This window comes from Novosphingobium flavum (genome assembly GCF_014230315.1).
GTDB lineage: Bacteria > Pseudomonadota > Alphaproteobacteria > Sphingomonadales > Sphingomonadaceae > Novosphingobium > Novosphingobium flavum.
On sequence record NZ_JACLAW010000001.1, the window covers coordinates 175,724 to 199,535 of the forward strand.

Annotated in this window: 23 protein-coding genes; 16 read left to right on the forward strand and 7 right to left on the reverse strand. The window is 67.0% G+C overall.

Features of this window, described 5'->3' with window-relative positions:
- Positions 1 to 15: 15 nt before the first annotated feature.
- A complete protein-coding gene (locus tag H7F51_RS00795; RefSeq protein ID WP_185662302.1) occupies positions 16 to 972 on the forward strand; it encodes a Gfo/Idh/MocA family oxidoreductase in 957 nt (318 codons plus the stop codon).
- Positions 973 to 1,045: 73 nt separating this feature from the next.
- Here H7F51_RS00795 and H7F51_RS00800 read toward each other — a convergent pair whose 3' ends face one another.
- A complete protein-coding gene (locus tag H7F51_RS00800) occupies positions 1,046 to 1,918 on the reverse strand; it encodes a bestrophin-like domain (RefSeq protein WP_185662303.1) in 873 nt (290 codons plus the stop codon).
- 24 nt (positions 1,919 to 1,942) lie between these two features.
- Positions 1,943 to 3,121: a hypothetical protein gene (locus H7F51_RS00805; protein ID WP_185662304.1), complete on the reverse strand. Its 1,179-nt coding sequence runs from the start codon at positions 3,119 to 3,121 to the stop codon at positions 1,943 to 1,945.
- 233 nt (positions 3,122 to 3,354) lie between these two features.
- Between H7F51_RS00805 and H7F51_RS00810 the strand changes: the two genes are divergently transcribed.
- The 11 genes from H7F51_RS00810 to cobA all read left to right on the forward strand — a co-directional run bounded on the left by H7F51_RS00810 (position 3,355) and on the right by cobA (position 18,611).
- Positions 3,355 to 4,470 (forward strand): Rossmann-fold NAD(P)-binding domain-containing protein, encoded by a 1,116-nt coding sequence (locus tag H7F51_RS00810; protein ID WP_185662305.1) that lies wholly within the window; start codon positions 3,355 to 3,357, stop codon positions 4,468 to 4,470.
- A gap of 114 nt (positions 4,471 to 4,584) precedes the next feature.
- Positions 4,585 to 5,163 (forward strand): ANTAR domain-containing response regulator, encoded by a 579-nt coding sequence (locus H7F51_RS00815; RefSeq protein ID WP_185662306.1) that lies wholly within the window; start codon positions 4,585 to 4,587, stop codon positions 5,161 to 5,163.
- Positions 5,163 to 6,362 carry an ABC transporter substrate-binding protein gene (locus H7F51_RS00820; RefSeq protein WP_185662307.1) on the forward strand — a complete coding sequence of 400 codons (1,200 nt, stop codon included), beginning with the start codon at positions 5,163 to 5,165 and terminating at the stop codon, positions 6,360 to 6,362. Before H7F51_RS00815 ends, H7F51_RS00820 begins: the two co-directional genes overlap by 1 nt.
- 246 nt (positions 6,363 to 6,608) lie before the next feature.
- On the forward strand, positions 6,609 to 8,024 hold the full coding sequence (locus H7F51_RS00825; protein WP_246447558.1) for a CmpA/NrtA family ABC transporter substrate-binding protein: 1,416 nt from the start codon (positions 6,609 to 6,611) through the stop codon (positions 8,022 to 8,024).
- Between the two features lie 28 nt (positions 8,025 to 8,052).
- Positions 8,053 to 9,063 carry an ABC transporter permease gene (locus tag H7F51_RS00830; RefSeq protein ID WP_246447560.1) on the forward strand — a complete coding sequence of 337 codons (1,011 nt, stop codon included), beginning with the start codon at positions 8,053 to 8,055 and terminating at the stop codon, positions 9,061 to 9,063.
- A gap of 30 nt (positions 9,064 to 9,093) precedes the next feature.
- Positions 9,094 to 10,770 (forward strand): ABC transporter ATP-binding protein, encoded by a 1,677-nt coding sequence (locus H7F51_RS00835; RefSeq protein WP_185662308.1) that lies wholly within the window; start codon positions 9,094 to 9,096, stop codon positions 10,768 to 10,770.
- 71 nt (positions 10,771 to 10,841) lie between these two features.
- Positions 10,842 to 12,101 carry an alginate export family protein gene (locus tag H7F51_RS00840; protein WP_185662309.1) on the forward strand — a complete coding sequence of 420 codons (1,260 nt, stop codon included), beginning with the start codon at positions 10,842 to 10,844 and terminating at the stop codon, positions 12,099 to 12,101.
- A gap of 333 nt (positions 12,102 to 12,434) precedes the next feature.
- Entirely contained in the window at positions 12,435 to 14,912 is a 2,478-nt protein-coding gene (nirB, locus tag H7F51_RS00845; RefSeq protein ID WP_425490981.1) for a nitrite reductase large subunit NirB, read from the forward strand.
- Positions 14,912 to 15,268, forward strand: coding sequence for a nitrite reductase small subunit NirD (gene nirD, locus H7F51_RS00850; RefSeq protein ID WP_185662311.1), 357 nt, complete (start codon positions 14,912 to 14,914; stop codon positions 15,266 to 15,268). The genes nirB and nirD overlap by 1 nt, the downstream gene beginning before the upstream one ends.
- A 2-nt stretch (positions 15,269 to 15,270) precedes the next feature.
- Positions 15,271 to 17,838, forward strand: a complete 2,568-nt coding sequence (locus tag H7F51_RS00855; protein WP_185662531.1) for a nitrate reductase — start codon at positions 15,271 to 15,273, stop codon at positions 17,836 to 17,838.
- Complete coding sequence (gene cobA, locus H7F51_RS00860) at positions 17,835 to 18,611, forward strand: uroporphyrinogen-III C-methyltransferase (protein ID WP_185662312.1); 777 nt, start codon at positions 17,835 to 17,837, stop codon at positions 18,609 to 18,611. Before H7F51_RS00855 ends, cobA begins: the two co-directional genes overlap by 4 nt.
- Positions 18,612 to 18,777: 166 nt before the next feature.
- On the opposite strand, the gene H7F51_RS00865 is transcribed toward cobA, so the two are convergent.
- Entirely contained in the window at positions 18,778 to 19,659 is an 882-nt protein-coding gene (locus H7F51_RS00865; RefSeq protein WP_185662313.1) for a LysR family transcriptional regulator, read from the reverse strand.
- Between the two features lie 97 nt (positions 19,660 to 19,756).
- On the opposite strand from H7F51_RS00865, the gene H7F51_RS00870 reads away from it, so the two are divergent.
- From H7F51_RS00870 to H7F51_RS00885, 4 genes are read left to right on the forward strand one after another with little or no spacing between them, the layout of a single operon-like run.
- Entirely contained in the window at positions 19,757 to 20,869 is a 1,113-nt protein-coding gene (locus H7F51_RS00870) for an S-(hydroxymethyl)glutathione dehydrogenase/class III alcohol dehydrogenase (RefSeq protein WP_185662314.1), read from the forward strand.
- Positions 20,869 to 21,702, forward strand: a complete 834-nt coding sequence (fghA, locus tag H7F51_RS00875; RefSeq protein WP_185662315.1) for an S-formylglutathione hydrolase — start codon at positions 20,869 to 20,871, stop codon at positions 21,700 to 21,702. The genes H7F51_RS00870 and fghA overlap by 1 nt, the downstream gene beginning before the upstream one ends.
- Before the next feature lie 4 nt (positions 21,703 to 21,706).
- Complete coding sequence (locus tag H7F51_RS00880; RefSeq protein ID WP_246447563.1) at positions 21,707 to 21,910, forward strand: formate dehydrogenase subunit delta; 204 nt, start codon at positions 21,707 to 21,709, stop codon at positions 21,908 to 21,910.
- On the forward strand, positions 21,907 to 22,329 hold the full coding sequence (locus H7F51_RS00885) for a ketosteroid isomerase-related protein (RefSeq protein WP_185662316.1): 423 nt from the start codon (positions 21,907 to 21,909) through the stop codon (positions 22,327 to 22,329). Before H7F51_RS00880 ends, H7F51_RS00885 begins: the two co-directional genes overlap by 4 nt.
- 9 nt (positions 22,330 to 22,338) lie before the next feature.
- Here H7F51_RS00885 and H7F51_RS00890 read toward each other — a convergent pair whose 3' ends face one another.
- The 4 genes from H7F51_RS00890 to H7F51_RS00905 all read right to left on the reverse strand — a co-directional run bounded on the left by H7F51_RS00890 (position 22,339) and on the right by H7F51_RS00905 (position 23,806).
- On the reverse strand, positions 22,339 to 22,491 hold the full coding sequence (locus tag H7F51_RS00890) for a hypothetical protein (protein WP_185662317.1): 153 nt from the start codon (positions 22,489 to 22,491) through the stop codon (positions 22,339 to 22,341).
- Between the two features lie 89 nt (positions 22,492 to 22,580).
- Positions 22,581 to 23,261 carry a response regulator transcription factor gene (locus tag H7F51_RS00895; RefSeq protein ID WP_185662318.1) on the reverse strand — a complete coding sequence of 227 codons (681 nt, stop codon included), beginning with the start codon at positions 23,259 to 23,261 and terminating at the stop codon, positions 22,581 to 22,583.
- A gap of 144 nt (positions 23,262 to 23,405) precedes the next feature.
- Positions 23,406 to 23,609, reverse strand: coding sequence for a hypothetical protein (locus H7F51_RS00900; protein WP_185662319.1), 204 nt, complete (start codon positions 23,607 to 23,609; stop codon positions 23,406 to 23,408).
- Positions 23,609 to 23,806 (reverse strand): DUF4169 family protein, encoded by a 198-nt coding sequence (locus H7F51_RS00905; RefSeq protein WP_185662320.1) that lies wholly within the window; start codon positions 23,804 to 23,806, stop codon positions 23,609 to 23,611. Before H7F51_RS00905 ends, H7F51_RS00900 begins: the two co-directional genes overlap by 1 nt.
- Between the last annotated feature and the right edge of the window lie 6 nt (positions 23,807 to 23,812).

The window sequence follows — 23,812 nt, forward strand, 5'->3', positions numbered from 1 at the left end:
GAAGGGAAGCAAGACATGCGTATTGCCCTGGCAGGAGCCGGCGCCTTCGGGGAAAAGCACCTCGATGGCCTGAAGAACATCGACGGGGTCGAGATCGTCTCGATCATCAGCCGGACGGGCGAGCAGGCTGCCGCCGTCGCCGCCAAATACGGCGCGAAGCACTCGTCGGAGCATCTTGAGGATGCCCTGGCCCGCGACGATGTCGACGCGGTGATCCTGTGCACGCCGACCCAGATGCATGCCGAGCAGGCGATCGCCTGCATGGACGCGGGCAAGCACGTCCAGGTCGAGATCCCGCTTTCGGATTCCTGGGCCGAGGCTGAGGCCGTGGTGAAGAAGAGCCAGGAAACTGGCCTCGTCTGCATGGTCGGCCACACCCGCCGCTTCAATCCGAGCCACCAGTACGTCCACAACAAGATCAAGGCGGGTGAATTCAACCTGCAGCAAATGGACGTGCAGACCTATTTCTTCCGCCGGACCAACATGAACGCCAAGGGCGAGCCGCGTTCGTGGACGGATCACCTGCTGTGGCACCACTCGGCCCACACCATCGACCTGTTCGCCTACCAGTCGGGCAAGATCGTTGCCGCCAACGTGCTGCAGGGGCCCAGGCACCCGGTTCTGGGCATTGCCATGGACATGTCGATTCAGCTCAAGGCCGAGACTGGGGCGATCTGCACCCTCTCGCTCTCGTTCAACAACAACGGGCCGCTCGGCACCTTCTTCCGCTACATCGGCGATAGCGACACCTATATCGCGCGCTACGACGACCTCGTGAACGGCAAGGAAGAGCCGATCGACGTCAGCAAGGTTGCCGTTTCGATGAACGGGATCGAGCTGCAGGACCGCGAATTCGTTGCCGCGATCCGCGAGAAGCGCCAGCCGAACAGCTCGGTCGGCTCGGTGCTCGATTGCTACCGCGTGATCGGCGAACTCGCCGCGAGCCTCGAGGCGCAGGACGGCTGGTCCTGAACCGGGCGCGCAATTGCGAAGTGAGAGAGGCCCGGGCGTTGTCCCGGGCCTTTTTCGTTGGGGTGGGCCGCGTTCAGCCCGGATGGTCGCGGGCGAGGCGGCAGGCGTCTTCCAGCGAGACGTTGACGATCTTTTCCGAATAGCGATGCCCCGGGCCCACGCCGAGGCGCAGGTGGGTCACGTCGTCGGGCACCACGCCGGAGCGGAGCTGGGCGGCGGGATAGTAGCGCTGCTTGCCGATGAATTCGAAGACCCGCTCCATCGTCTCGAACTTGAGGAATTCGCCGCCAAGGTTGAGGTCGCTGAGGTCCTTGATGACGAAGAGGATGAGGAAAATCGCGAAGGCGAGGATCGCGGTAAGGACAGAAGACACCGTGCTGCCGGACTTGAGGTAGAACAGCGAGGTCACGAGGATCACGGCCAGCATGAGCAGCGGGCACCACTGCATCCGGCTGACGGTGATCGTGCCGGTGACGATGGTCTCGCGCCGGAGCGAGATCGCCTCGCGCAGGGTGGTGACGAAGTTGCGGTGCATCGAGGTGATGTTCTGGTTGTCGAGCGGGGGGAGGGCAGCGAGGTCGTCAAAGATGGAAAAGAGCGCGTCGCGGCCGCGCGCGGTGAAGCGGAAGTAGTTTTCCTCGTCGAACCGGACGATCAGGTACGTGTCGATCCTGTTCGCCACGGCCCCCGCAAAGTCCGGCCCGAAGGCCTGGGCCAGCTTGTAGAGCTGCATCAGCATGGTGCTCTCGCGCGTCAGCAGCGAGCGGATCGTGGCGAAGCGGTTGAGCAGGAAGGCGACGAAGAACCCGGCGAGGATCGAGAACAGCAGGCTGCTGACATTGCGCAGGGTGACGATGTCCTCCCCGTAGTCGGTCCCGCCGGGATAGGCGAAGGCCGCGAGCAGGCATAGCGCCAGGGCGCCGCCCAGGATCAACAGGTTCCGCACTGCATCCGCCCTTCGGCTGGAGAGCTACTCGACGCCGAGATCGATCCGGTTGTTTGCCGCGTCGTAGCGCAGGTCGATGCCGGCGCGGCGGATGGTCTCGAACTCGACATAGTCATCGGCGCCGGGGGCGGCGGCGAGCCGGGCATATTCGCCGGCGGGCATCCGGTCCTTGATTAGGCCAAGCAGGTCGCTGAGGCGCAGCCACAGCCGGTCGTCGCGCGAGACGCGCAGCGGCAGGGCACCGCTCGGCTCGCCGTTGATGCGGGCGGCGAGGGAGAACTCGATATTGTCGTTGCGGACGGCATAGCCGGGCGCGGTCGTTCCGGCGGGGCGGAGCGGCACCTTGGCTTTCGTGGTGGGGGCGAAGCGGCTCAGCGGCTTGCGCCGGATGGTATCGGCCAGCTGCGTGCGCGGTGCGGGCGACGCGGCGGCGGGAGCAGGGCGGGCGGCGGCCAGGTCGTAGCCGATCGGGGCGATCGGCGGCACGGGGATGGCCGCCAAGGCGGGGGCAGCCGGGGCAGAGGGGAGCGGCGGCGGGGCCGCCTCGACCAGCTTGGGCGCTGCGGCGGGGAGCGGCTGGACCACCGGCTCGGCCACGAACCGGGGCGCGGAGGCGGCGGGCTGAGGCGCCGCCGTGACGATCAGGCCGGCGGCGTGGAGTTCCAGCGTGGGCGCGCCGGTCGTGACCAGCGGCTGGGCGAGGGCCTGGCCGACCTCGCTCGCGCTGGGCGCGGCGGGGAGGGGGGCGAGGGTCTGCACCTCGGCCTGCGGAGCGGCGGTCTGGTCGGTCGCCAGCGGAGCGCCGGCGGGCGTGATGCTCTGCCGCAGCGCCGCCGGCGGCGGAACCAGCGCGGCCGTGCTCGCCAGCACCGGGGAGCGCGGATGGGCAAGGCCGGCGGAACGCGGCGCGGCAGGGGCGGCGAGGGCCGGGGCCGCAAGAGCGGCGGGCGCCAGAACGGAAGATGCCGGAACGGAAGGCGCCAGCACTGAAAGCGCCAGAACTGAAGGCTGGGCATCCGGCAATGCGCCGAGCGAGAAGTGGGGCACCGCGCCTGCGCCTGGGCCGAACTGGCCGGTGGCGAGGCTACTGTGCTCGGGAACGGCCTGTGCGCTCATTCCCCCGACGACGGCTACGGCAACCAGAACCGGCTTGGTCAGGGACCAGGCCGGGCCGTGTCCCGCTATCGTAAACTCGTTGTCCACGACTCGCACCCCCCGGATGTTGACCCGGCAGTGTAACAAAATCCGACACTATTATCGAATCAATCCGCTTTGTTTGCCGGTACTACTGCGGTTCTACCCCCTTTGGACATGGTCCGGGATCGACCCCATGGCCTTTCCGGCCCGGCGGGGCGGCACTGGGGCTTGGCGAAAGATGAAACTGTGCTAGCCATCAGGGCCGGGCGGGCCAGCCGCACGAGTTCGGGGGATGCTGGGTGAAGATCGCAGTTGTGAAAGAGCGCGCCGAGGGTGAGACGCGCGTGGCGGCAACGCCGGAAACGGTCAAGAAGTTCAAGGCGCTGGGCGCCGAAGTGGCGGTCGAGTCGGGCGCGGGGGCAAGTGCCTCGATTGCCGACGCGGACTATGCAGCGGTGGGTGCGGAGGTTTCGGCCGATGCGGTCAGGGGCGCGGGTATCGTGCTGGGCGTGCAGGGGCCGGACCCGGCCGCGCTGGCCGCCGCGGCGCCGGGGGCCTGGGTCGTCGCCGGGCTCGATCCCTTTGGCCAGCGCGGGCGGATCGACGCCTATGCCGCCGCCGGGCTGGAGGCGCTGGCGATGGAATTCATGCCGCGCATCACGCGGGCACAGTCGATGGACATCCTCTCCAGCCAGTCCAACCTGTCGGGCTACAAGGCGGTGATCGAGGCGGCCAACCTCTATGGCCGGGCCTTCCCGATGATGATGACCGCCGCCGGCACGATCAGCGCGGCCAAGGCTTTCGTCATGGGCGTGGGCGTGGCGGGCCTTCAGGCGATCGCCACGGCGCGGCGCCTCGGCGCGCAGGTTTCGGCGACCGACGTGCGCTCGGCCACCAAGGAGCAGATCGTCAGCCTTGGGGCCAAGCCGATCTTCGTCGAGAGCGTGGCCGGGATCGAGGGCGAGGGCGCGGGCGGCTATGCCACGGAAATGAGCGAGGAATACCAGAAGGCGCAGGCCGAGCTGGTGTCCGGCCATATCGCCAAGCAGGACATCGTGATCACCACGGCGCTGATCCCCGGCCGCGCCGCGCCGCGCCTGATTTCGGACGCGCAGATCGCCTCGATGAAGGCCGGCTCGGTGATCTTCGACCTTGCGGTGGCCCAAGGCGGCAACGTGGAGGGATCCAAGGCCGACGAGGTGGTGGTCAGGCACGGGGTCAAGATCTTCGGCTATTCCAACACGCCGGCGACCCTGCCGGCCGATGCCTCGGCCCTGTTCGCGCGCAACCTCTACAACTTCCTCTCCGCCTTCTGGGACAAGGAGCAGGGCCAGCCCGTGCTCGATGCCGAGATCGGCGAGGCGGTGCGCCTGACCCAGGGCGGCAAGGTGGTGAGCCCGCGCCTGCTGGGTTGAAGCAGGCGTAACATGTTGGTTTGAAAGGGGCCTGCGACTTTTCGATCGCAGACGGTGCAGGTTTGCGCCGGGAAGGCATTGCCTTCCGCCCATGATGCAGTGCAATAACGATCCATGCGCATAGCCATTGTCGACGAAAGCGCCTCGCGCGCGGCCGTGATCCACGAGGGTCTCGCCGAACTGGAGGATTGCGACATCTTCGTCGTCACGGAGCGGCGCGGCCTCGTCGCGCGCATTGGCGAGATCGAGCCGGACATCGTGCTGCTGGACCTCGGCAACCCCTCGCGCGACGTGCTGGAGGAATATTTCGCGGTGAGCCGGGCCTTGGACCGCCCGATCGCGATGTTCGTCGACGAGAGCGACGACGAGGCGGCATCGGCCTCGATCGACGCGGGGGTTTCGTCCTACGTGGTCGATGGCCTCGCGGCGCACCGGATCCGGCCGATCCTCGATCTCGCGGTCAAGCGCTTCAATGCCTTCTCGCGGCTGCAGACCGATCTGGCAGAAGCGAAGGGCAAGCTGGCCGAGCGCGAATCGATCGACCGGGCCAAGCGTATCCTGATGGAAAGTCGCGGCTTTTCCGAGCCGCAGGCCTATGCAGAACTGCGCAAGACCGCCATGAACCAGGGACGGCGCATCGTCGATATTGCCGAAGCGGTCATAACCGCTCGCCAGTTGATGGGGGGAATGTGATGCCCAACAGCCTTGCCATCGGGTTCCTGCCCCTGGTCGACGCCGCTCTACCGATTCTCGCCCTGGAGCACGGCTTTGCCGAGGACGAAGGGCTGAACCTGCGGCTGGTGCGGGACCTGTCGTGGGCGACGGTGCTGGACCGCCTGCTCTACGGCCATACCGATGCCGCGCACATGGTCGCGCCGCTGACCATTGCCACGACGCTGGGGCGCGGGCGGCCAGCCCAGCCGTTGTCGGTCCCCTTCGTGCTGGGCCTCAACGGCAATGCGATCACGTTCCGGCCCGACCTGGCGCAGCAGATCGTGGGGCAGGGCCAACTCGGCGATCCGGCCACGGTCGGGGCCAAGCTGGCCGCAATCGTCAAGCGCAGCCCGCGCAAGCTGCGGTTTGGCGTGGTCCATCGCTATTCGAGCCACAACTACATGTTGCGCTACTGGCTGGCCGGCAGCGGGATTCGGCCCGACACGGACGTGGAGTTTACCACGGTCGCGCCGCCGTTCTGCGCCGACGCGCTGGAAGCGGGCGAGGTGGACGCGATCTGCGTGGGCGAACCGTGGAACTCGGTCGCGGTCGAGCGCGGCGTAGGCCAGATCGTGCTGGCGACGGCGCAGGTCTGGCGGCGCGGGGTGGAAAAGGTGCTCGCCCTGCGCCAGCCTGTGCTGGAGGACAAGCGGCCTCAGGTGAGGGCGCTGATCCGCGCGCTGGTCCGTGCCGGCCGCCATTTCGTCGATCCGGAAAACTGGGATGCCAACGCCGAAATCCTGGCGCGGCCGGCCTATCTCGACGGCAATCCCACGCTGATTCGGCGCGCGATCTCCGATCGGCTCTTGCTGCGCCAAGGTGGTGATCTGGTTCATTTCCCGGATTTCATGTTCCAATATCGTGAGGCCGCGAACTTCCCATGGGTGAGTCAGGCCGAGTGGCTCTACACCCAAATGGTTCGCTGGGATGGACTGCCCTATTCGCCCGAGGATGCGGCACTGGCCGCTCGTGTGTTTCGTCCCGACGTGTACCGCAGTGCACTATTGGGCACCGGCGAGCCGCTTCCGGGCGCGAGTTCGAAGGTGGAAGGTAGCCTCAAGCGGCGCACCGCGGTGACGGCTCAACAGGGTGCTATGGTATTGGAAAGAAATCAGTTCTTTGACGGAATTGCCTTCGATCCGGCTGATCTTGCGGGATATATCGAACGGCAGACCTGATAAAAAAGGTTTGCTGCGACGCAAAATTCTCTTGCGCGCTGCAGCGAATCGCTTACTCCTAACGGCAGGACGCGAACGGCGCCGCCCAAGGACGGGCGAACCAGCGCATCGCCTCCACATCGCAACATCGCGTGGCAACGTCGCCGCCCGAACCGCTCCCACGCCGGGGGCGGATCGAGGCGGCTTTTTCGCGTTGTCCTACGCTCACGACGGGGAATGCACATGAGCATGACGGGGAACGGGTTGATGAGCGGATTTGGGCGTCGCGGCATGATCGTGGCGATGATGGCGAGCGTGGCGCTGGCCGGCTGCGGCAAGGGCGGGCAGGCCCCTGCGGGCGACACCGGCGACATCGCCAAGGTTGCGGCCGCGAACGGGATCGAGAAATCGAACCTCAAGCTCGGCTTCATCAAGCTGACCGACATCGCCCCGTTGGTCGTGGCCAAGGAAAAGGGCTTCTTCGCCGAGGAAGGCCTCAACGTGACCCTCGAGCCGCAGGCCAACTGGAAGGTCCTGCTTGACGGTGTGGTCTCGGGCCAGCTCGACGCCTCGCACATGCTGGCCGGCCAGATTCTCGCCTCGGGCGCCGGGATCGGGGCCAAGACCAAGCTGATCACCCCCTTCAGCCTCGACATGAACGGCAAGGGCGTGACCATTTCCAACGCGGTCTACGAGCAGATCGCCGCCAGCCTGCCCAAGGGGCCGGACGGCAAGGTGATCATGCCGGTCTCGGCCTCGGTGCTGAAGCCGGTCGTGGCCAAGGCCAAGGCCGAGGGCAAGCCCTTCAAGATGGGCATGGTCTTCCCGGTTTCGACTCACAACTACGTGCTGCGCTACTGGCTCGCCGCGGGCGGCCTGAATCCGGGCTACTACCTGCCGGGTGACGCGGCCGGCACCACCGGCGCCGAAGTGCAGCTTTCGGTGACCCCGCCGCCGCAGATGCCCTCGACCATGGAAGCGGGCACGATCAGCGGCTACTCGGTCGGCGAACCGTGGAACCAGGCCGCGGTGAAGAAGAAGATCGGCGTGCCGATCATCGTCGATCCCGATATCGCCGGGACCACCGCCGACAAGGTCTTTGGCATGACCGAAGCCTTCGCCCAGAAGAACCCGAAGACGGTTCAGGCCCTGCTGCGCGCCCTGATCCGCGCCTCGCAGTGGCTTGACGCCGACGGCGGCAAGAACCGGGCCGAGGCGGTCAAGATGCTGGCCAAGTCGAACTACGTCGGCGCCGACGAGGACGTGCTGCTCGCCTCGATGACCGGCAAGTTCACCTTCGGCGCGGGCGACACCCGCGACACGCCGGAATTCAACATGTTCTTCAAGGATGGCGCGAGCTATCCCTACTACTCCGACGGCATCTGGTACCTGACCCAGATGCGCCGCTGGGGCCAGATCGTCGAGGCGAAGCCCGATCAGTGGTACATGGACACGATCAAGTCGGTCTATCGCCCCGACCTCTATGACGAGGCGGCCAAGGCGCTGGTCGCGGCCGGCAAGGCCAAGGCCGAGGACTTCCCGCAGACCGACGGGTACCGCACCTACACCCGCAAGGCGATCGATGGCGTGTCTTACGACGCTCACCACCCCGCCGCCTATGCCGCCAGCTTCGCCATCGGCCTGAAGGACGGCCAGAAGGTGACCCCGGCGGGCGTGAAGTAAGCTTCACCTGCAAGAAGGAATACGGAAAATGACTGCCGCTCCGCTTCGCAAGGAACAGTTCGAGATGGATCAAGAAGTCGCGGCCCCCGCGGACGCGGCGGCAGTCGCCCCCACTGCGGAGGCGAAGGCCAGCCCGCTGGCCCGTCTGATCCCCGAGGGGCTCAAGGTGCCGACCGCGCGCCAGGCCTTCGACGCGGCCTGGCCGCCGGTGCTGGGGATCACCGTGTTCCTGACCCTCTGGGCGCTGCTGGCGCCGCTGGTCAACACGTCGCTCGGCACCCTGCCGGGGCCGGGCGATGTGTGGACCGCCTTTACCGGGCTGCTGGGCGAATATTCGGCGGCCCGCGCCGAACAGGCGGCGGCCGAGGCGGCCGGCGGTTCGTGGACCGGGGCGCCGACCTTCGTCGACCAGGTCTTCACCTCGCTCAAGACTGTGGGCATGGGTTTTGCCCTCGCCACGATCGCGGCCGTGCCGCTCGGCCTGATCGCCGGCATGTCGAAGAAGTTCAACGCCGCGATCAACCCGCTGGTGCAGATCATGCGCCCGATCAGCCCGCTCGCCTGGCTGCCGATCGTGACCATGGTGGTCTCGGCCTCGATGACCAGCGAAGACCCCTCGATGTCGAAGAGCTTCGTGATCTCGGCCGTGGTGGTGATGCTCTGCTCGCTCTGGCCGACGCTCATCAACACCGCGATCGGCACGGCCTCGATCGACAAGGACCTGATCAACGTCGGCCGGGTGCTCAAGCTGTCGTGGGCCCAGCGCCTGACCAAGCTCGTCCTGCCCAGTTCGCTGCCTTACATCTTCACCGGCATGCGCCTTTCGCTCGGCGTGGGCTGGATGGTGCTGATCGCCGCCGAAATGCTTTCGCAGAACCCGGGCCTCGGCAAGTTCGTGTGGGACGAGTTCCAGAACGGCAACCAGCAGTCGCTCGCCCGGATCATGGTGGCAGTCGTCTCGATCGGCGTGATCGGCTTCATCCTCGACCGGGTCATGATGGCGATGCAAGCCTTCGTTTCCCGCAACCGCACGGTCTGACGCCAGCCCGCTATTGAAGGAGTGATCGCCATGGCCGACATCCTCTCGCTCAAGAACGTCACCAAGCGCTACAGCGGCAAGACCGGCGGCGTGTCCGAGGTCCTCGGCGGGATCGACCTCGATGTCCGCGAGGGCGAGTTCATCGCGATCCTCGGGTTCTCCGGCGCCGGCAAGACCACGCTGATCTCGACCATTGCCGGGCTGGTGGAGCCGGACGGCGGGGAGATCCTGCTCAAGGGGCAGCCGGTCAGCGGGCCGGGCAAGGATCGCGGCCTGGTGTTCCAGTCCTACTCGCTGTTCCCCTGGCTGACGGTGGAGCAGAACGTGGCCCTGGCGGTGGACTCGGTCCACAAGGACCGCAGCGCCGAGGAACGCAAGGCGCTGATCAAGCAGAAGGTCCAGCTGGTCGGCCTTGGCCATGCGATGGAGCGCAAGCCGGCCCAGCTTTCGGGCGGCATGCGCCAGCGCGTCGCCGTGGCCCGGGCGCTGGCCATGGAACCGGAAATCCTGCTGCTCGATGAACCTCTCAGCGCGCTCGATGCCCTCACTCGGGCGAAGCTGCAGGACGAGATCGAGCGGATCAGGTACGAGGAGAAGCGGACCATTCTCCTCGTCACCAATGACGTGGACGAGGCCCTGCTGCTGGCCGACCGGGTGGCCGTGCTCACCCCGGCGCCGGCGGCCAGGATCGGCCAGATCTTCGACGTGACCCTGCCGCGGCCGCGTGACCGCGAGGCGGTGAACGACAGCCCGGAATTCCGGGCGCTGCGCACGCAGATCGTGGACTATCTCGGCTCGCTGGTCGCCGCAGCGGCCACGGACAGCAATGTCGAGACCCTGCCGAACATCACCCCGCTCGATCTTGCGCCGCTGCCCAAGGCCTACGTCGACGCGGCCAAGGGCAACAATGCCCGGCGCTACCTGGAGTTCTACAACCTCCACAAGGTCTACCCGACCCCGAAGGGGCCGCTGACCGTGGTCGAGAACTTCAACCTGCTGATGGACAAGGGCGAATTCGTCTCGCTGATCGGCCACTCGGGCTGCGGCAAGTCGACCGTGCTGACCATGGCCTCGGGCCTCAACCCGATCAGCAAGGGCTCGATCATCCTCGACAACCGCGAGGTCGACGTGGCCGGGCCGGACAAGGCCGTGGTTTTCCAGGCCCCCAGCCTGATGCCGTGGCTGACCGCGCGCCAGAACGTCAGCCTCGGGGTGGAGCGGGTCTATCCCCACGCCAGCCGGGCCGAGCGCCGCGAGATCGTGGACTACTACCTCGACCGGGTGGGCCTGGCCGATGCCAAGGACAAGCTCGCCGCCGAGATGTCGAACGGGATGCGCCAGCGCGTCGGCATCGCCCGCGCCTTCGCCCTTTCGCCGCGCCTGCTGCTGCTCGACGAGCCCTTCGGCATGCTCGACAGCCTCACCCGCTGGGACCTGCAGGACGTGCTGGTCGAGGTTTGGAACCGTACCAAGGTCACCGCCATCATGGTCACGCACGACGTCGACGAGGCGATCCTGCTGGCCGACCGCGTGGTGATGATGACCAATGGTCCGCGCGCCACGATCGGCAAGATCCTGAAGGTCGACCTGCCGCGTCCGCGTGATCGCAAGACGCTGCTCAAGGATCCGCAGTTCTACGCTTACCGCCAGGAGGTGCTGCACTTCCTGGCCGAATATGATCACGGGCCGGGCGTCAAAGCGGCCTGAACGAACATCGCATCAGAGAGGATGTCTGATCGGCACCGGGAAGGACCCGGGCAATCAGGGGAGTACATGAGATGGGGAATCGCAAATTCGTGGCAGCGCTCGCGGCGCTGCCGCTGACGATGGTTGGCGCCCAGGCGGCTCATGCCGCGCCGGGCGATCCGGTGAAGTTCGCCGATGGCCTGACCTTCGATCCGATCATCGAGGGACGGCTGCGCTACGAAGGGGTTGATACCCCGACGGTCGATGCCGATGCCGTGACCATGCGCCTGCGCGCCGGGTTCGAGATCAAGAGCAAGTCGGGCCTGTCGTTCCTCGCCGAGGGCGAGGGCACGCTGGGGATCGACAACAGCTACAACGCCTTCCCGTTCGCCGTGGCGAGCCACCAGCGCCGGACGCAGTATGCGGTCGTTTCCGATCCGGAGAACATCGACCTCAACCGCCTGCAGATCGCCTATCGCACGAAGAAGGGCGCGATCACGATCGGCCGCCAGCGCATCAACCTCGATGACCAGCGCTTCGTCGGCTCGGTCGCCTGGCGCCAGAACGAGCAGACCTTCGATGCCGTGCGCGGCGAAGCCACGCTGGGCCCGGTCTCGCTCGACGTGACCTATGCCAATGCCCAGCGCTCGATCTTCGGCGTCGATGCCGGGCCGCGCCAGTCCTACGGCGGCGACTTCGTTTTCGCCGGGGCCGGAATGAAGCTTGGCCCGGTCAACGCCAAGGCCTTCTCTTACCTGCTGTCCTATGACGAGGCGTTCTTCTTCGCCAACTCGTCGGCCAGCTACGGCGGCCGTGCCACGGCCAGCCTGCCGCTGACCAAGGCATGGAAGCTGAACCTTGCCGGCAGCTATGCCCGCCAGACCGACTATGGCACCAACCCGGTGCGCTACAAGGCGGACTACGTGGCCGCCGAAGCCGCGCTCGCGGGCAAGGCGCTGACGGTGACCGCCGGCTACGAGCTGCTCGGCGGCGATGCCAAGGCCGGCAAGTCGTTCCAGACCCCGATGGCCACGCTCCACAAGTTCAATGGCTTTGCCGACCTGTTCCTGACCACCCCGCAGACGGCGGCCTATGGCGGCCTGCAGGACCTGTATGGCGGGATCGCCTACAAGTTCGACGGGGTGAAGGCTCTGCCGGGCCTGAACGCGGCGGTGACCTATCACCAGTTCGACAGCGACTACGGCAATCTGCGCTACGGCACCGAGTGGAACGCGACGCTGGGCTTCAAGGTCAAGCGCTACCTGGTCTCGGCCAAGTACGCCAATTACCAGGCCCAGGGCTTCGGCGTGGATACGAAGAAGCTCTGGCTCCAGATCGACTTCGCCTACTGACGGATTGGGGGAGGGCGGCCGGCAGCCGAGAGCTGCCGGCCGCACCGGAACGGGCGCGCCTCGCGGTGCGCCCGATGCGTAACTGTGCGTTTCGATATGTTGCAGTGCGAAAAAAGCTTGCCCTCGGGAAGGCGAATCGGTTATTGGAAATGCAAGTGCTGAGGAGCGTCCAAGGACGGGCGATCAACCCCTCACGCTGACAGCTTTACATCGCGTGGCAACGTCGCCGCCCAGACCTCCCTTCACGGGACCGGTTCGGGCGGCTTTTTTGTTTTGCGCGACTTGGAAGGGAATGACCAGGTGAACGCCCCTACGAACTTGAACGAAAGCCAGGTGCCAGCGCAGCTGCGCGAACGGCTGGTGGTGATTGGCAACGGCATGGCCGGGTGCCGCGCGGTCGAGGAAATCCTCGCCCGCGATGCCGGCCGGTTCGACATCACGATTTTCGGGGCCGAGCCGCGGGTGAACTACAACCGCATCATGCTCTCGCCGGTGCTCGCGGGCGAGAAGGCCTTCGACGACATCGTGATCAACCCGATGGCCTGGTACGAGGACAATGCGATCACGCTGGTCTCGGGCGACCCCGTCGTCTCGATCGACCGCGCGACCCAGACCGTGGTGGCTAAGTCCGGCCGGGTCGAGCCCTATGACCGCCTGCTGATCGCCACGGGTTCTGATCCGTTCATCATCCCGGTTCCGGGCAAGGACCTCGAAGGCGTCGTCACCTTCCGCGACCTCGACGACGTCGACAAGATGCTGGCCGCGGCCGAGGCCGGCCAGCAGAACGGCGGCGGCCATGCCGTGGTCATCGGCGGCGGCCTGCTCGGCCTCGAAGCCGCTCACGGTCTCAACCTGCGCGGCATGACCGTCACGGTCATCCACCTGATGCCGACCCTGATGGAGCGCCAGCTCGACGAGGCGGCTGGCTGGCTGCTCAAGGCCGAACTGGAGCGCCGGGGCCAGCAGATCCTGACCGGGGCCAACACCAAGGAAATCATCGGCAAGGACGGCAAGGTCGCGGGCGTCCGGCTTGAGGACGGGCGCGAGATCCCGGCCGACATCGTCGTCATGGCCGTGGGCATCCGCCCGGCCACCGGCCTTGCCAAGTCCGCCGGCCTCGAGGTCGAGCGCGGGATCATGGTCGACGACCACATGGTCACCTCCGACCCGGCGGTCCTTGCCGTTGGCGAATGCGTCCAGCACCGCGGGGCCTGCTACGGCCTCGTCGCCCCGCTGTGGGACATGTGCCGCGCACTGGCCGATGCCGCCTGCGGCGTGCCTTCGGGCTACGAAGGCTCGGTCACCTCGACCAAGCTCAAGGTCTCGGGCATCGACCTGTTCTCGGCCGGTGACTTCTCCGGCGGCGACGGCGCCGAGGACATCGTGATGCGCGATGCTGCGCGCGGGGTCTACAAGCGCGTGGTCGTCAAGGACGACAGGCTGGTTGGCGCCGTGCTCTACGGCGATACGGCCGACGGTTCGTGGTATTTCGACCTGCTCAAGAAGGGCGAGGATGTCTCGTCCATCCGCGAGGCCCTGATCTTCGGCCAGGCCTTTGCGTCCGGGGGTGCGCTCGCGGACCCTAATGCGGCCGTTGCTGCCCTTTCCGACGATGCGGAAATCTGCGGTTGCAACGGCGTTACCAAGGGCAAGGTCGTCGACACGATCAAGGCCGGGGCGTGCAGCCTCGATGCCGTCCGCGCCACCTGCAAGGCCAGCGCCTCCTGCGGCTCGTGCACAGGCCTCGTCGAGAGCCTGCTCGCGCTGACCCTCGGCGACGAGGTGCAGCAGGGCGCCAGGACCCTGTGCAAGTGCACCAGCTTCGGCCATGACGACGTGCGCCGCCTAATCCGCGAGAAGAGCCTCAAGGCGCTGCCGCAGGTGTTCCAGGAGCTGCACTGGTCGACGCCGGAAGGCTGCGCCTCGTGCCGCCCCGCGCTCAACTACTACCTGCTGTGCGAATGGCCGGGCGAGTACGAGGATGACCAGCGCAGCCGCTTCGTCAACGAGCGGATGCACGCCAACATCCAGAAGGACGGCACCTATTCGGTGGTTCCGCGGATGTGGGGCGGCCTCACCAACCCGCGCGAGCTGCGCGCCATCGCCGACGTGGTCGAGAAGTTCAACGCGCCGATGGTCAAGGTCACCGGCGGCCAGCGGCTCGACATCTTCGGGATCAAGAAGGAAGACCTGCCCGCCGTCTGGGCCGATCTCAACGCGGCCGGAATGGTCTCGGGCCATGCCTACGGCAAGTCGCTGCGTACGGTGAAGACCTGCGTCGGTTCGGAATGGTGCCGCTTCGGCACCCAGGATTCGACCGGCCTTGGCGTGAAGCTGGAGCGGATGACCTGGGGCTCCTGGATGCCGCACAAGTTCAAGATTGCCGTCTCGGGCTGCCCGCGCAACTGCGCGGAAGCCACGATCAAGGATTTCGGCGTGGTCTGCGTGGACTCGGGCTACGAACTGCATGTCGGCGGCAACGGCGGCATCCATGTCCGGGCGACCGACCTGCTCTGCAAGGTTTCGACCGAGCAGGAGGCGATGGACGTCTGTGCGGCCTTCGTTCAGCTCTACCGCGAGCAGGCCTGGTATCTCGAACGCACCGCGCCGTGGATCGAGCGGGTCGGGCTTGAATACGTCAAGAAGGCCCTGCTCGACAGTGAACAGTCGGTGCCGGTCCTGGCCGCGCGCTTCCGTTATTCCCAGCAGTTCATGCAGGACGATCCGTGGGCCGAGCGCGCCGCGGGCAAGCATGCCGAACTGCACCAGCACCTCGCCGAGGTGCGCCCGCTTCAGCTGGAGACCCTGTAATGATTGGCGATTGGCTCGATATCGGTCCGGTGGACCAGATCGCCCCCGGTACCGCGCGCACCTTGCCGGTGCGCGGCGGCGAGGAGATCGCCGTGTTCCACACCACGCACGGCGAGTTCTTCGCGCTGGTCAACAAGTGCCCGCACAAGCACGGCCCGCTCAGCCAGGGCATCGTCCACGGCACGGTAGTGACCTGCCCGCTGCACTCCTGGAACATCTCGCTCAAGACCGGTGAGGCCCAGGGCGAGGACAAGGGCTGCGTGCCCACGATCCCGCTCAGGGTCGATGCTGGCCGCATCTACCTGCTGCGCAGTGCGGTGGTCGGCGCCAAGGCGCCCGAGCCGCAGGCGGCGTGACCTTGCGCACGGTCCGCACAACCTGCGCCTATTGCGGGGTCGGCTGCGGCATTGCCGCTGGCGTGACCGGTGAGCGCAGCGTGCAGATCAAGGGAGATGGGGCGCACCCGGCCAATGCCGGCAAGCTCTGCTCCAAGGGTACCCATCTCGGCGAAACGGTGAGCCCGGAGGGTCGCCTGCTCCACCCCGTCATCGCCGGACGGACGGCGGGTTGGGGCGAGGCACTGGACCTCGTCTCGGCCCGCCTCAAGGCCTGCATCGAAGAGCATGGGCCGGACAGCGTGGCCTTCTACGTTTCGGGCCAGCTGCTGACCGAAGACTATTACGTTGCCAACAAGCTGATGAAGGGCTTCATCGGCAGCGGCAATATCGACACCAACAGCCGCTTGTGCATGGCGAGCGCGGTGGCCGCGCACAACCGCGCCTTTGGCGAGGACGTGGTGCCGTGTTCCTATACCGACCTTGAAGAGGCCGACCTTGTCGTGCTGGTCGGCTCGAACACGGCCTGGTGCCACCCGGTGCTGTGGCAGCGGATCGAGGAGAGTCGCGCCCGGCGCGGCTCGAAGATCGTGGTGATTGACCCGCGCCGCACCGAGACCGCCGAGCAGGCTGATCTGCATGTGGCGGTCGCCCCCGATGGCGACGTGGCGCTGTTCAATGCCGTGCTGCGCGAACTGAAGGCGCGCGGGCTGGTCGACGAGGCCTATCTGGCGCAGCATGTCGCCGCGCCCGAGGGCTTCTGGGACGGGCTCGAAGGCTCGGCCGAGAGCGCCGGGGTTTCGCCGGAAGTGTTCGAGCAACTGGTCGATTTGGTTGCCGCGCACCCGAAGATGGTGACCATGTTCTCGATGGGCGCGAACCAGTCTGCCCAGGGGACCGACAAGGGCAACGCCATCACCAACCTGCACCTTGCCACGGGCCGGATCGGCCTGCCCGGCACGGGGCCGTTCTCGATCACCGGTCAGCCCAATGCCATGGGCGGGCGCGAAGTGGGCGGGCTGGCCAACATGCTCGCCTGCCACCTCGGCTTTTCCGGCGAGGAACTGGCCGAGGTCGCCGATTTCTGGGCTGCGGAGCGGATCTGCACCGGCCCCGGCCTCAAGGCGGTCGAGATGTTCCGCGCGGTCCATGACGGGCGGATCAAGTTCCTCTGGGTGATGGCGACCAATCCCGCCGTCTCGCTGCCCGACGCGGGCTTCGTGCGCGAGGCGCTGGAGCGGTGTGAGACGCTGGTGGTCTCCGAGGCGATCGCCGACACCGACACCGGCCGCTTTGCCGAGATCCTGCTGCCCGCGCTCGCCTGGGGCGAGAAGGACGGGACCGTGACCAATTCCGAGCGCCGGGTCAGCCGCCAGCGCGCCCTGTTCGCGGCGCCGGGCCAAGCGAAGTCGGACTGGAAGATCATGTCCGAAGTGGCCGCGCGGCTGGGCTGGGGCGATGCCTTCGCTTGGGCGAACAGCGCCGCCGTGTTCCGCGAATATGCCGCGATGACCGCGCTTGCCGCCAAGCGCGGGAAGGTTCTGGACCTGACCGACAAGGCCGGGCTGAGCGACGAGGAATACGAGGACATGGCGCCGTTCCAGTGGGGCGGGGCGCTGCCGCTGCGCGAGCGCTACCCCACGGCTGACGGCAAGGCGCGGCTGATCGCCGTGGCGCCGATCGCGGCAAGCGCGGTTGATCCGGCCTTTCCGCTCATCCTCAACACCGGGCGCTACCGCGACCAGTGGCACACCATGACCCGCACCGGCTGGTCGCCGACACTGGCCCAGCACCGGCGCGAGCCGCTGGCCGAAGTCCACCCCGCCGATGCCGCGCTCTATGACATTGCCGATGCCGGGCTGGTCAAGATCACCACGCCCAGCGGCACGGCCACCTTCCGCGTCAAGGTGACCGACAGCCAGCGCCGCGGCGAGGTCTTCGTGCCGATGCACTGGACCGACGTGAATGCGGGCGAGGGGCGCGCCAACCGCCTGCCCAGCCAGCGGGTCGATCCCGTTTCCGGCCAGCCCGGCTTCAAGAACAGCCCGGCGCGGATCGAGGCGGTCTTGCCCGAATGGCGCGCCTTCCTCGTGGTGCGCGAACTGGTCGCGCCCGAGGGGCTGCTGTGGTGGACCCGCTCGGCGGTCAAGGGCGGCTGGCTGATGGAGCTGGCCGGGCTCGGTACGGTGGACGTCAGCGCGATGCTGCCGGCGGGCGAGCGGATCGAGGTGGCCGACCATGTGCGCGGGATGCGCCGCATCGCGGTGACCGGCGCCGATGGCTCGCTCGAGGCGGCGCTCTACCTGACCCGGCGCGGGGTCCTGCCCTCGCGCGAATGGGTCGCTGGGCAACTCGGCCTGTCCGAGGCGAACGCCGACGAATTGCTGGCGGCGCGCCCCTCGGTCGGCATGCCGGATCGCGGGCCGGTGGTCTGCGTTTGTCATGGTATCGGCGAGAACGACATCGCCGCCTGCGGGGCCAGCACCGTGGCCGAAGTGGGCCAGTGCACCCGCGCAGGCACGAATTGCGGCTCTTGCCGTCCGGCGATCGCGAAATTGTTGCAGGCAATGCAACTGGAGGCAGCGGAATGAGCGACTTTACCTCTGGAAAGGTCTGGCTGGTCGGCGCAGGTCCGGGCGATCCCGAACTGCTCACCCGCAAGGCCGAGCGCCTGCTGCGGCAGGCCAGCGTGGTATTTTATGATGCACTGGTCGGGCCGGGGGTGCTGGACCTAGCCCCGCAGGCCCGACTGGTGCATGTCGGCAAGCGTTCGGGCCGCCATTCCAAGGACCAGGGGACGATCGACCAACTGATCGTCGCTGCCGCTCTTCAGGGCGAGAAGGTCGTGCGGCTGAAGGGCGGCGATCCGTCGGTCTTCGGGCGGGCGACCGAGGAACTCGACGCCTGCCGCGCCGCCGGAATTTCCGTTGCGATCTGCCCCGGCGTCACCGCCGCCAGTGCCGCCGCCGCCAGCCTTGGCGCCTCGCTCACCCTGCGCGGTCTCGCCCGCCGCCTCACGCTGGTCACGGCCCATGCCAAGGCCGGCGAAGATCTCGACCTCGACTGGCAGGCCCTTGCCGACCCGCAGGCCACCCTTGCCGTTTACATGGGCAAGGCCGCCGCCGCCGAAGTTTCGGCCAAGCTGATCGCCGCGGGGCTTGCGGCCGATACGCCGGTCGCCATGGTCGAGAATGCCAGCCTGCCGGAAGAGCGCATCTTCCGCACCCGCCTCGACCTCCTCGCGCTCGCCGCCCGCACCGCGCTGGGCGATGGTCCGGCACTGCTGCTGATCGGGCAGGCGATGGGCGCGGCGGTAGATCCGGTGATGGCCGATGCATCCGCTCAAGTGGAACGGATCGGCTGAGTTTTCGCCGAGCGGGCAAAAGTTTGAGTCAATGCAGGGGTTAATATCCCTGCACCCCGAACGTCTCCCGGCGATAGGGTGGTGTGATAGGCAGCCCTCCACGCTAGGGCTGCGTCGGAAGGCGGCGTGGGGTCTGGGGCCCTTGGCCCCAGAATCACTTACTCCACTAAACCATCATCCCGGGCAATACCTGCTCCAGCAGATCGAGCAGCGCGCGCACCTTCGCCAGCAGCGGGCGGCGCGCGGGATAGACCGCCCAGATCGGCTCCGGCCCTTCGCGGTAGCGGCCCAGCACTTCGACCAGCGTGCCCGCTTCGAGGTGGGAGGCCACGTAGTAGCGCGGCAGGTGGCCCACGCCGAGCCCGGCAAGGGCGGCCTGGACTACCGTGTCGCCCGAGTTGCAGGTCCAGCGGCCGGACGGGGCGACGACGATTTTCTGGGCGCCGTCGCGGAAGTGCCAGGTCGTGCTGGTGCCGACGAGGCAGGCGTGGGCGGCAAGGTCGTCAGGATGCAGCGGCTCGCCATGGCGTTCAAGATAGGCCGGGGCGGCGATGGCCACGAGCTCGCGCGCGGCGACCTGCCGGGCGGCGAGGCGATCATCGGCCGGATGGCCGGTACGGATGGCGACGTCGAAGCTTTCTCCCACGATGTCGACCACGCGGTTGCTCAGTTCGACCTTGACCGAGATGCGCGGGTATTCGGCAAGGAAGCGCAGCAACAGCGCGGTGACGAAGCGTTCGCCCAGCGCGGTCGAGCAGGTGAGGCGGATCGCGCCTTCCATTTCCTCGCGCGAGCGCAGGAAGCGCAGGGTATCCTCGCGCTCGTCGATCAGGCGGCGGCAGCGTTCGACCACCGAGCTTCCGGCGGGGGTGAGGCGGACCTGCCGGGTCGTGCGCTCGAACAGACGGGCGCCGACGCGATCCTCAAGCTGGGCAATGGCGCGGCTGACATGGGAGGGGGACAGGGCGAGGCGCCGGGCCGCGCCGACGAAGCTGCCCGTTTCGGCAATGGCCACGAGTTCGTCGATGCCGGTCCAGCCTCGGTCCATTATGCCGCCTGTGAAATATAGAAATCCAGATACAGGGGATTATACCCGCTTTGGCGCAATGATACAGAGGCGCCGTTGAATTTCCGAGGAGGATGCCATGAAGACCCGCGCCGCCGTTGCTTTCGCGCCCAAGCAGCCGCTCGAGATCGTCGAACTGGACCTCGAAGGGCCCAAGGCTGGCGAAGTGCTGGTCGAGATCATGGCGACCGGCGTGTGCCACACCGACGCCTATACGCTCGACGGGTTCGACAGCGAGGGCATCTTCCCCAGCGTGCTCGGCCACGAAGGCGCCGGGATCGTGCGCGAGGTGGGCGCGGGCGTGACCAGCGTGAAGCCGGGCGATCACGTGATCCCGCTCTACACGCCGGAATGCCGCCAGTGTAAGTCGTGCCTTTCGGGCAAGACCAACCTGTGCACCGCGATCCGGGCGACGCAGGGCAAGGGCCTGATGCCCGACGGCACCAGCCGGTTCTCTTACCGCGGCGAGACAATCTTCCACTACATGGGCTGCTCGACCTTCTCCAACTTCACCGTCCTGCCCGAGATCGCCGTGGCCAGGATCCGCGAGGACGCGCCGTTCCAGTCGAGCTGCTACATCGGCTGCGGCGTGACCACGGGCGTCGGTGCGGTGATCAACACGGCCAAGGTGCAGGTGGGCGACAATGTCGTGGTCTTCGGCCTCGGCGGGATCGGGCTCAACGTGATCCAGGGCGCGCGGCTGGCCGGCGCGAACAAGATCATTGGCGTCGACATCAACCCCGACCGCGAGGAGTGGGGCCGCCGCTTCGGCATGACCGACTTCCTCAATACCAAGGGCATGAGCCGCGAGGACATCGTCGCCAAGATCGTGCTGATGACTGACGGCGGGGCGGACTACACCTTCGATGCCACCGGCAACACCGAGGTGATGCGCACAGCGCTGGAAGCCTGCCATCGCGGCTGGGGCACGTCGATCATCATCGGCGTGGCCGAGGCGGGCAAGGAAATCGCCACCCGTCCGTTCCAGTTGGTGACCGGACGCAACTGGCGGGGCACGGCCTTCGGCGGGGCCAAGGGCCGCACCGACGTGCCCAAGATCGTCGACATGTACATGACCGGCAAGATCGAGATCGACCCGATGATCACCCACGTCATGGGGCTGGAGGAAATCAACACCGCCTTCGACCTGATGCACGCCGGCCAGTCGATCCGCAGCGTGATCGTCTACTGATGGAACAGGTCTCGGCATGGCGCAGCCACGGCGGCACACAGGGCGTCTATCGCCATGCCAGCGCGGCAACCGGCACGGACATGACCTTTTCGGTCTTCGTGCCGGACCACGCGCCAGGCGCGAAGCTGCCGGTCGTCTGGTACCTTTCGGGCCTGACCTGCACTCATGCCAATGTCACCGAAAAGGGCGAGTTCCGCGCAGCCTGCGCCGAGGCCGGGATTGTGTTCGTCGCGCCCGATACCAGCCCGCGCGGTGAAGGCGTACCCGACGCCGAGGGCTACGACTTCGGGCAGGGGGCGGGCTTCTACGTCGACGCGACCGAGGAACCGTGGGCCCAGCATTTTCGCATGCGCTCCTATATCGAGGACGAATTGCCCGCGCTGGTCGCAGCGGAATTTCCGGTCGACATGGCGCGGCAGGGGATCACCGGCCACTCGATGGGCGGCCACGGCGCGCTGACCATTGCCCTGCGCAATCCGGGACGGTTCCGCTCGGTCAGCGCTTTTGCGCCGATCGTTTCGCCGATGGCCTGCCCGTGGGGCGAAAAGGCGCTCGGCGGCTATCTCGGTGCGGACCGCGCGGCTTGGCGTGCCTACGATGCCTGCGCGCTGATCGAGGATGGCGCGCGCCTGCCGGACCTGCTGGTCGACCAGGGCGAGGCGGACCAGTTCCTGACCGGCGAGCTGAGAACCGAACTTCTGGCCTCGGCCTGTGCGGCTGCGGGCATTCCGGCCACGATCCGTTACCAGTCCGGTTACGATCATTCCTATTACTTCATCTCCTCGTTCATGGCAGAGCATCTGCGCTGGCATGCCGCGCGGCTGGAGGATTGAGCTGATGGACCGGGACAATCTCGTGCGGATGGCGAACCAGATCGCCCGCAACCTCGCTTCGCAAGGCGAAGCGGCTGCGGTGGCCAAGACCGCGCAGCATCTGGTCGATTTCTGGGACCCGCGCATGAAAGCGGCGATCCTGGCCAATCGCGCCGGGCTCGATCCGATCGCGGCCCGGGCCGTGGAACGGCTGGAGCAGGCCCAATGATCAACCCCGCGAGCAGGGCGGTCACCCTGGCCCTGATCGAGCGTTACTATGTCGCCTTCAACGCAGGCGACAGCGAGGGGATGCTCGCCTGCCTGTCGGACGAAGTGGCGCACGACATCAACCAGGGCGCGCGTCAGCTCGGCAAGGCGGCCTTCGCCGCGTTCCTCGCCCACATGGACCGCTGCTATGCCGAGCGGCTAGACGACATCGTGGTGATGGCGAGCGAGGACGGGGCGCGGGCGGCGGCCGAATTCGTCGTCCACGGCCAGTATCTCGCCACTGACGAGGGGCTGCCGGAAGCTTCCGGCCAGCGCTACGTCCTGCCGGCGGGCGCGTTCTTCTCCGTCTCGGACGGAGTGATCGCCCGGGTCAGTGTCTATTACAATCTTGCGGACTGGATGGCCCAGGTCGGAGCCTGATCCGCTAGATCAGCGATGCGCCTGTCCGCCCATCATACGGCCCATCATCCGGCTCAGCACCCAGGCGCGCTCACGCATCTCGGTGTGGTCGGCCGAGGGGTGATCGCGCATCTCGCCGACCAGCACGGCCAGTTCCTTGCGGCGGTCTTCACGGGTCATCATGGCCATTCCTCCTAGCTGGGCGATCAACGCACGAGGGGAGTGGAAGTTGCGCGGTTCGTCGCGCCGCGCGGGGCGGCCTGCCGGATTGCTCAGGCGCGCAGCTCTTCAAGCCGGTAGCCGTAGCCGTAGACCGGGGCGAGGCGGAACCCCCCATCGGGCTTGAGTCCGAGCTTGGCGCGGATCTTGGAAACGTGGATGTCGAGCGTGCGGGTCGAGAGGTCGGGGTCGATCCCCCAGATCGTCTCGAGGATGTAAGTGCGCGAAACCGCCCGGTTGAGGTTGCGGAACAGCAGCAGCGCAAGGTTGAACTCCTTGGGCGTGATGTGCAGCATGTCGCCGCGCTTGCGCAGGCCCTTGCTGGTCAGGTCGAATTCGTAGGCGCCGAAGCTCTCGGTGGAGCGCTTGCTCGACGAACGCCGGGCCAGGGCTTCCAGCTTGGCCAGCAGCACCGGCGGCTGGAAGGGCTTGGCCACGACAAGGTCTGCCCCGGCGCGCAGGGCAGCCACCATGACGTCGTCGGAGGGATAGCGGGTGAGCAGCATGATCGGTGGCTGGCCGCCGATCTGGTTGCGGATCCACTCGACCACGTTGATGCCCGGCAGGTCCGGCAGGTTGCCGTCGATCACGAACAGCTCGAACGTCTCGCGGTGCAGCGCGCGCATGAACGCGCGGCCGTTGCCGAAGCTGGAGCATTCGAAGCCGGCGGGGGATAGCAGAGCTGACAATTCAGCGCGCACGGCGGGTTCGTCGTCGAGTATTGCAACCTTCATATGCGACCGTCGATCGTGCGACGAACCTCCCTCGGAAAAGTGCAACCGATTTATTCACTAGCAGGAAATCGGCGCATTTCACCGGACCCAATGGGGAAGTTTACAATTGTTCACATGAAGGTAAGCAGCCGCGTTCTGCGGGCATTAACCCTCCGCGAGATCGCGGTAAGCCACGACGTCGTTGTCTGTCGCGATCCAGAGATCATCTTGAATATCAGATGCTTGCTGCGCGGCATGTCGCAGGGCCGCAGACAGCGGGCCATAGAACAAGGTGGTCGCGGCGCCGCCCATTGCAACCGTATCAAGATGATACAGGCGCACCGTCACCTCGTCGGACGTGCTGCGCATCAGTTCGCGTCCTTTTCGCGCGGGGGCTCGCGCCGGGCGGATTCGACCCGGTGCAGCAAGCGCTCGCGTTCCGCCTCGGCCGCGCGCCGCTCCGCCTTGGTTCGGCCATGGGCGGCGCGGTTGGCGCTGGCCTCGGCCTCGCGCGCGGCGCGGTCCTTCGCCTTGCGGGCCATGCGGAGGTTGACGATCTCGGCCATGGGGCG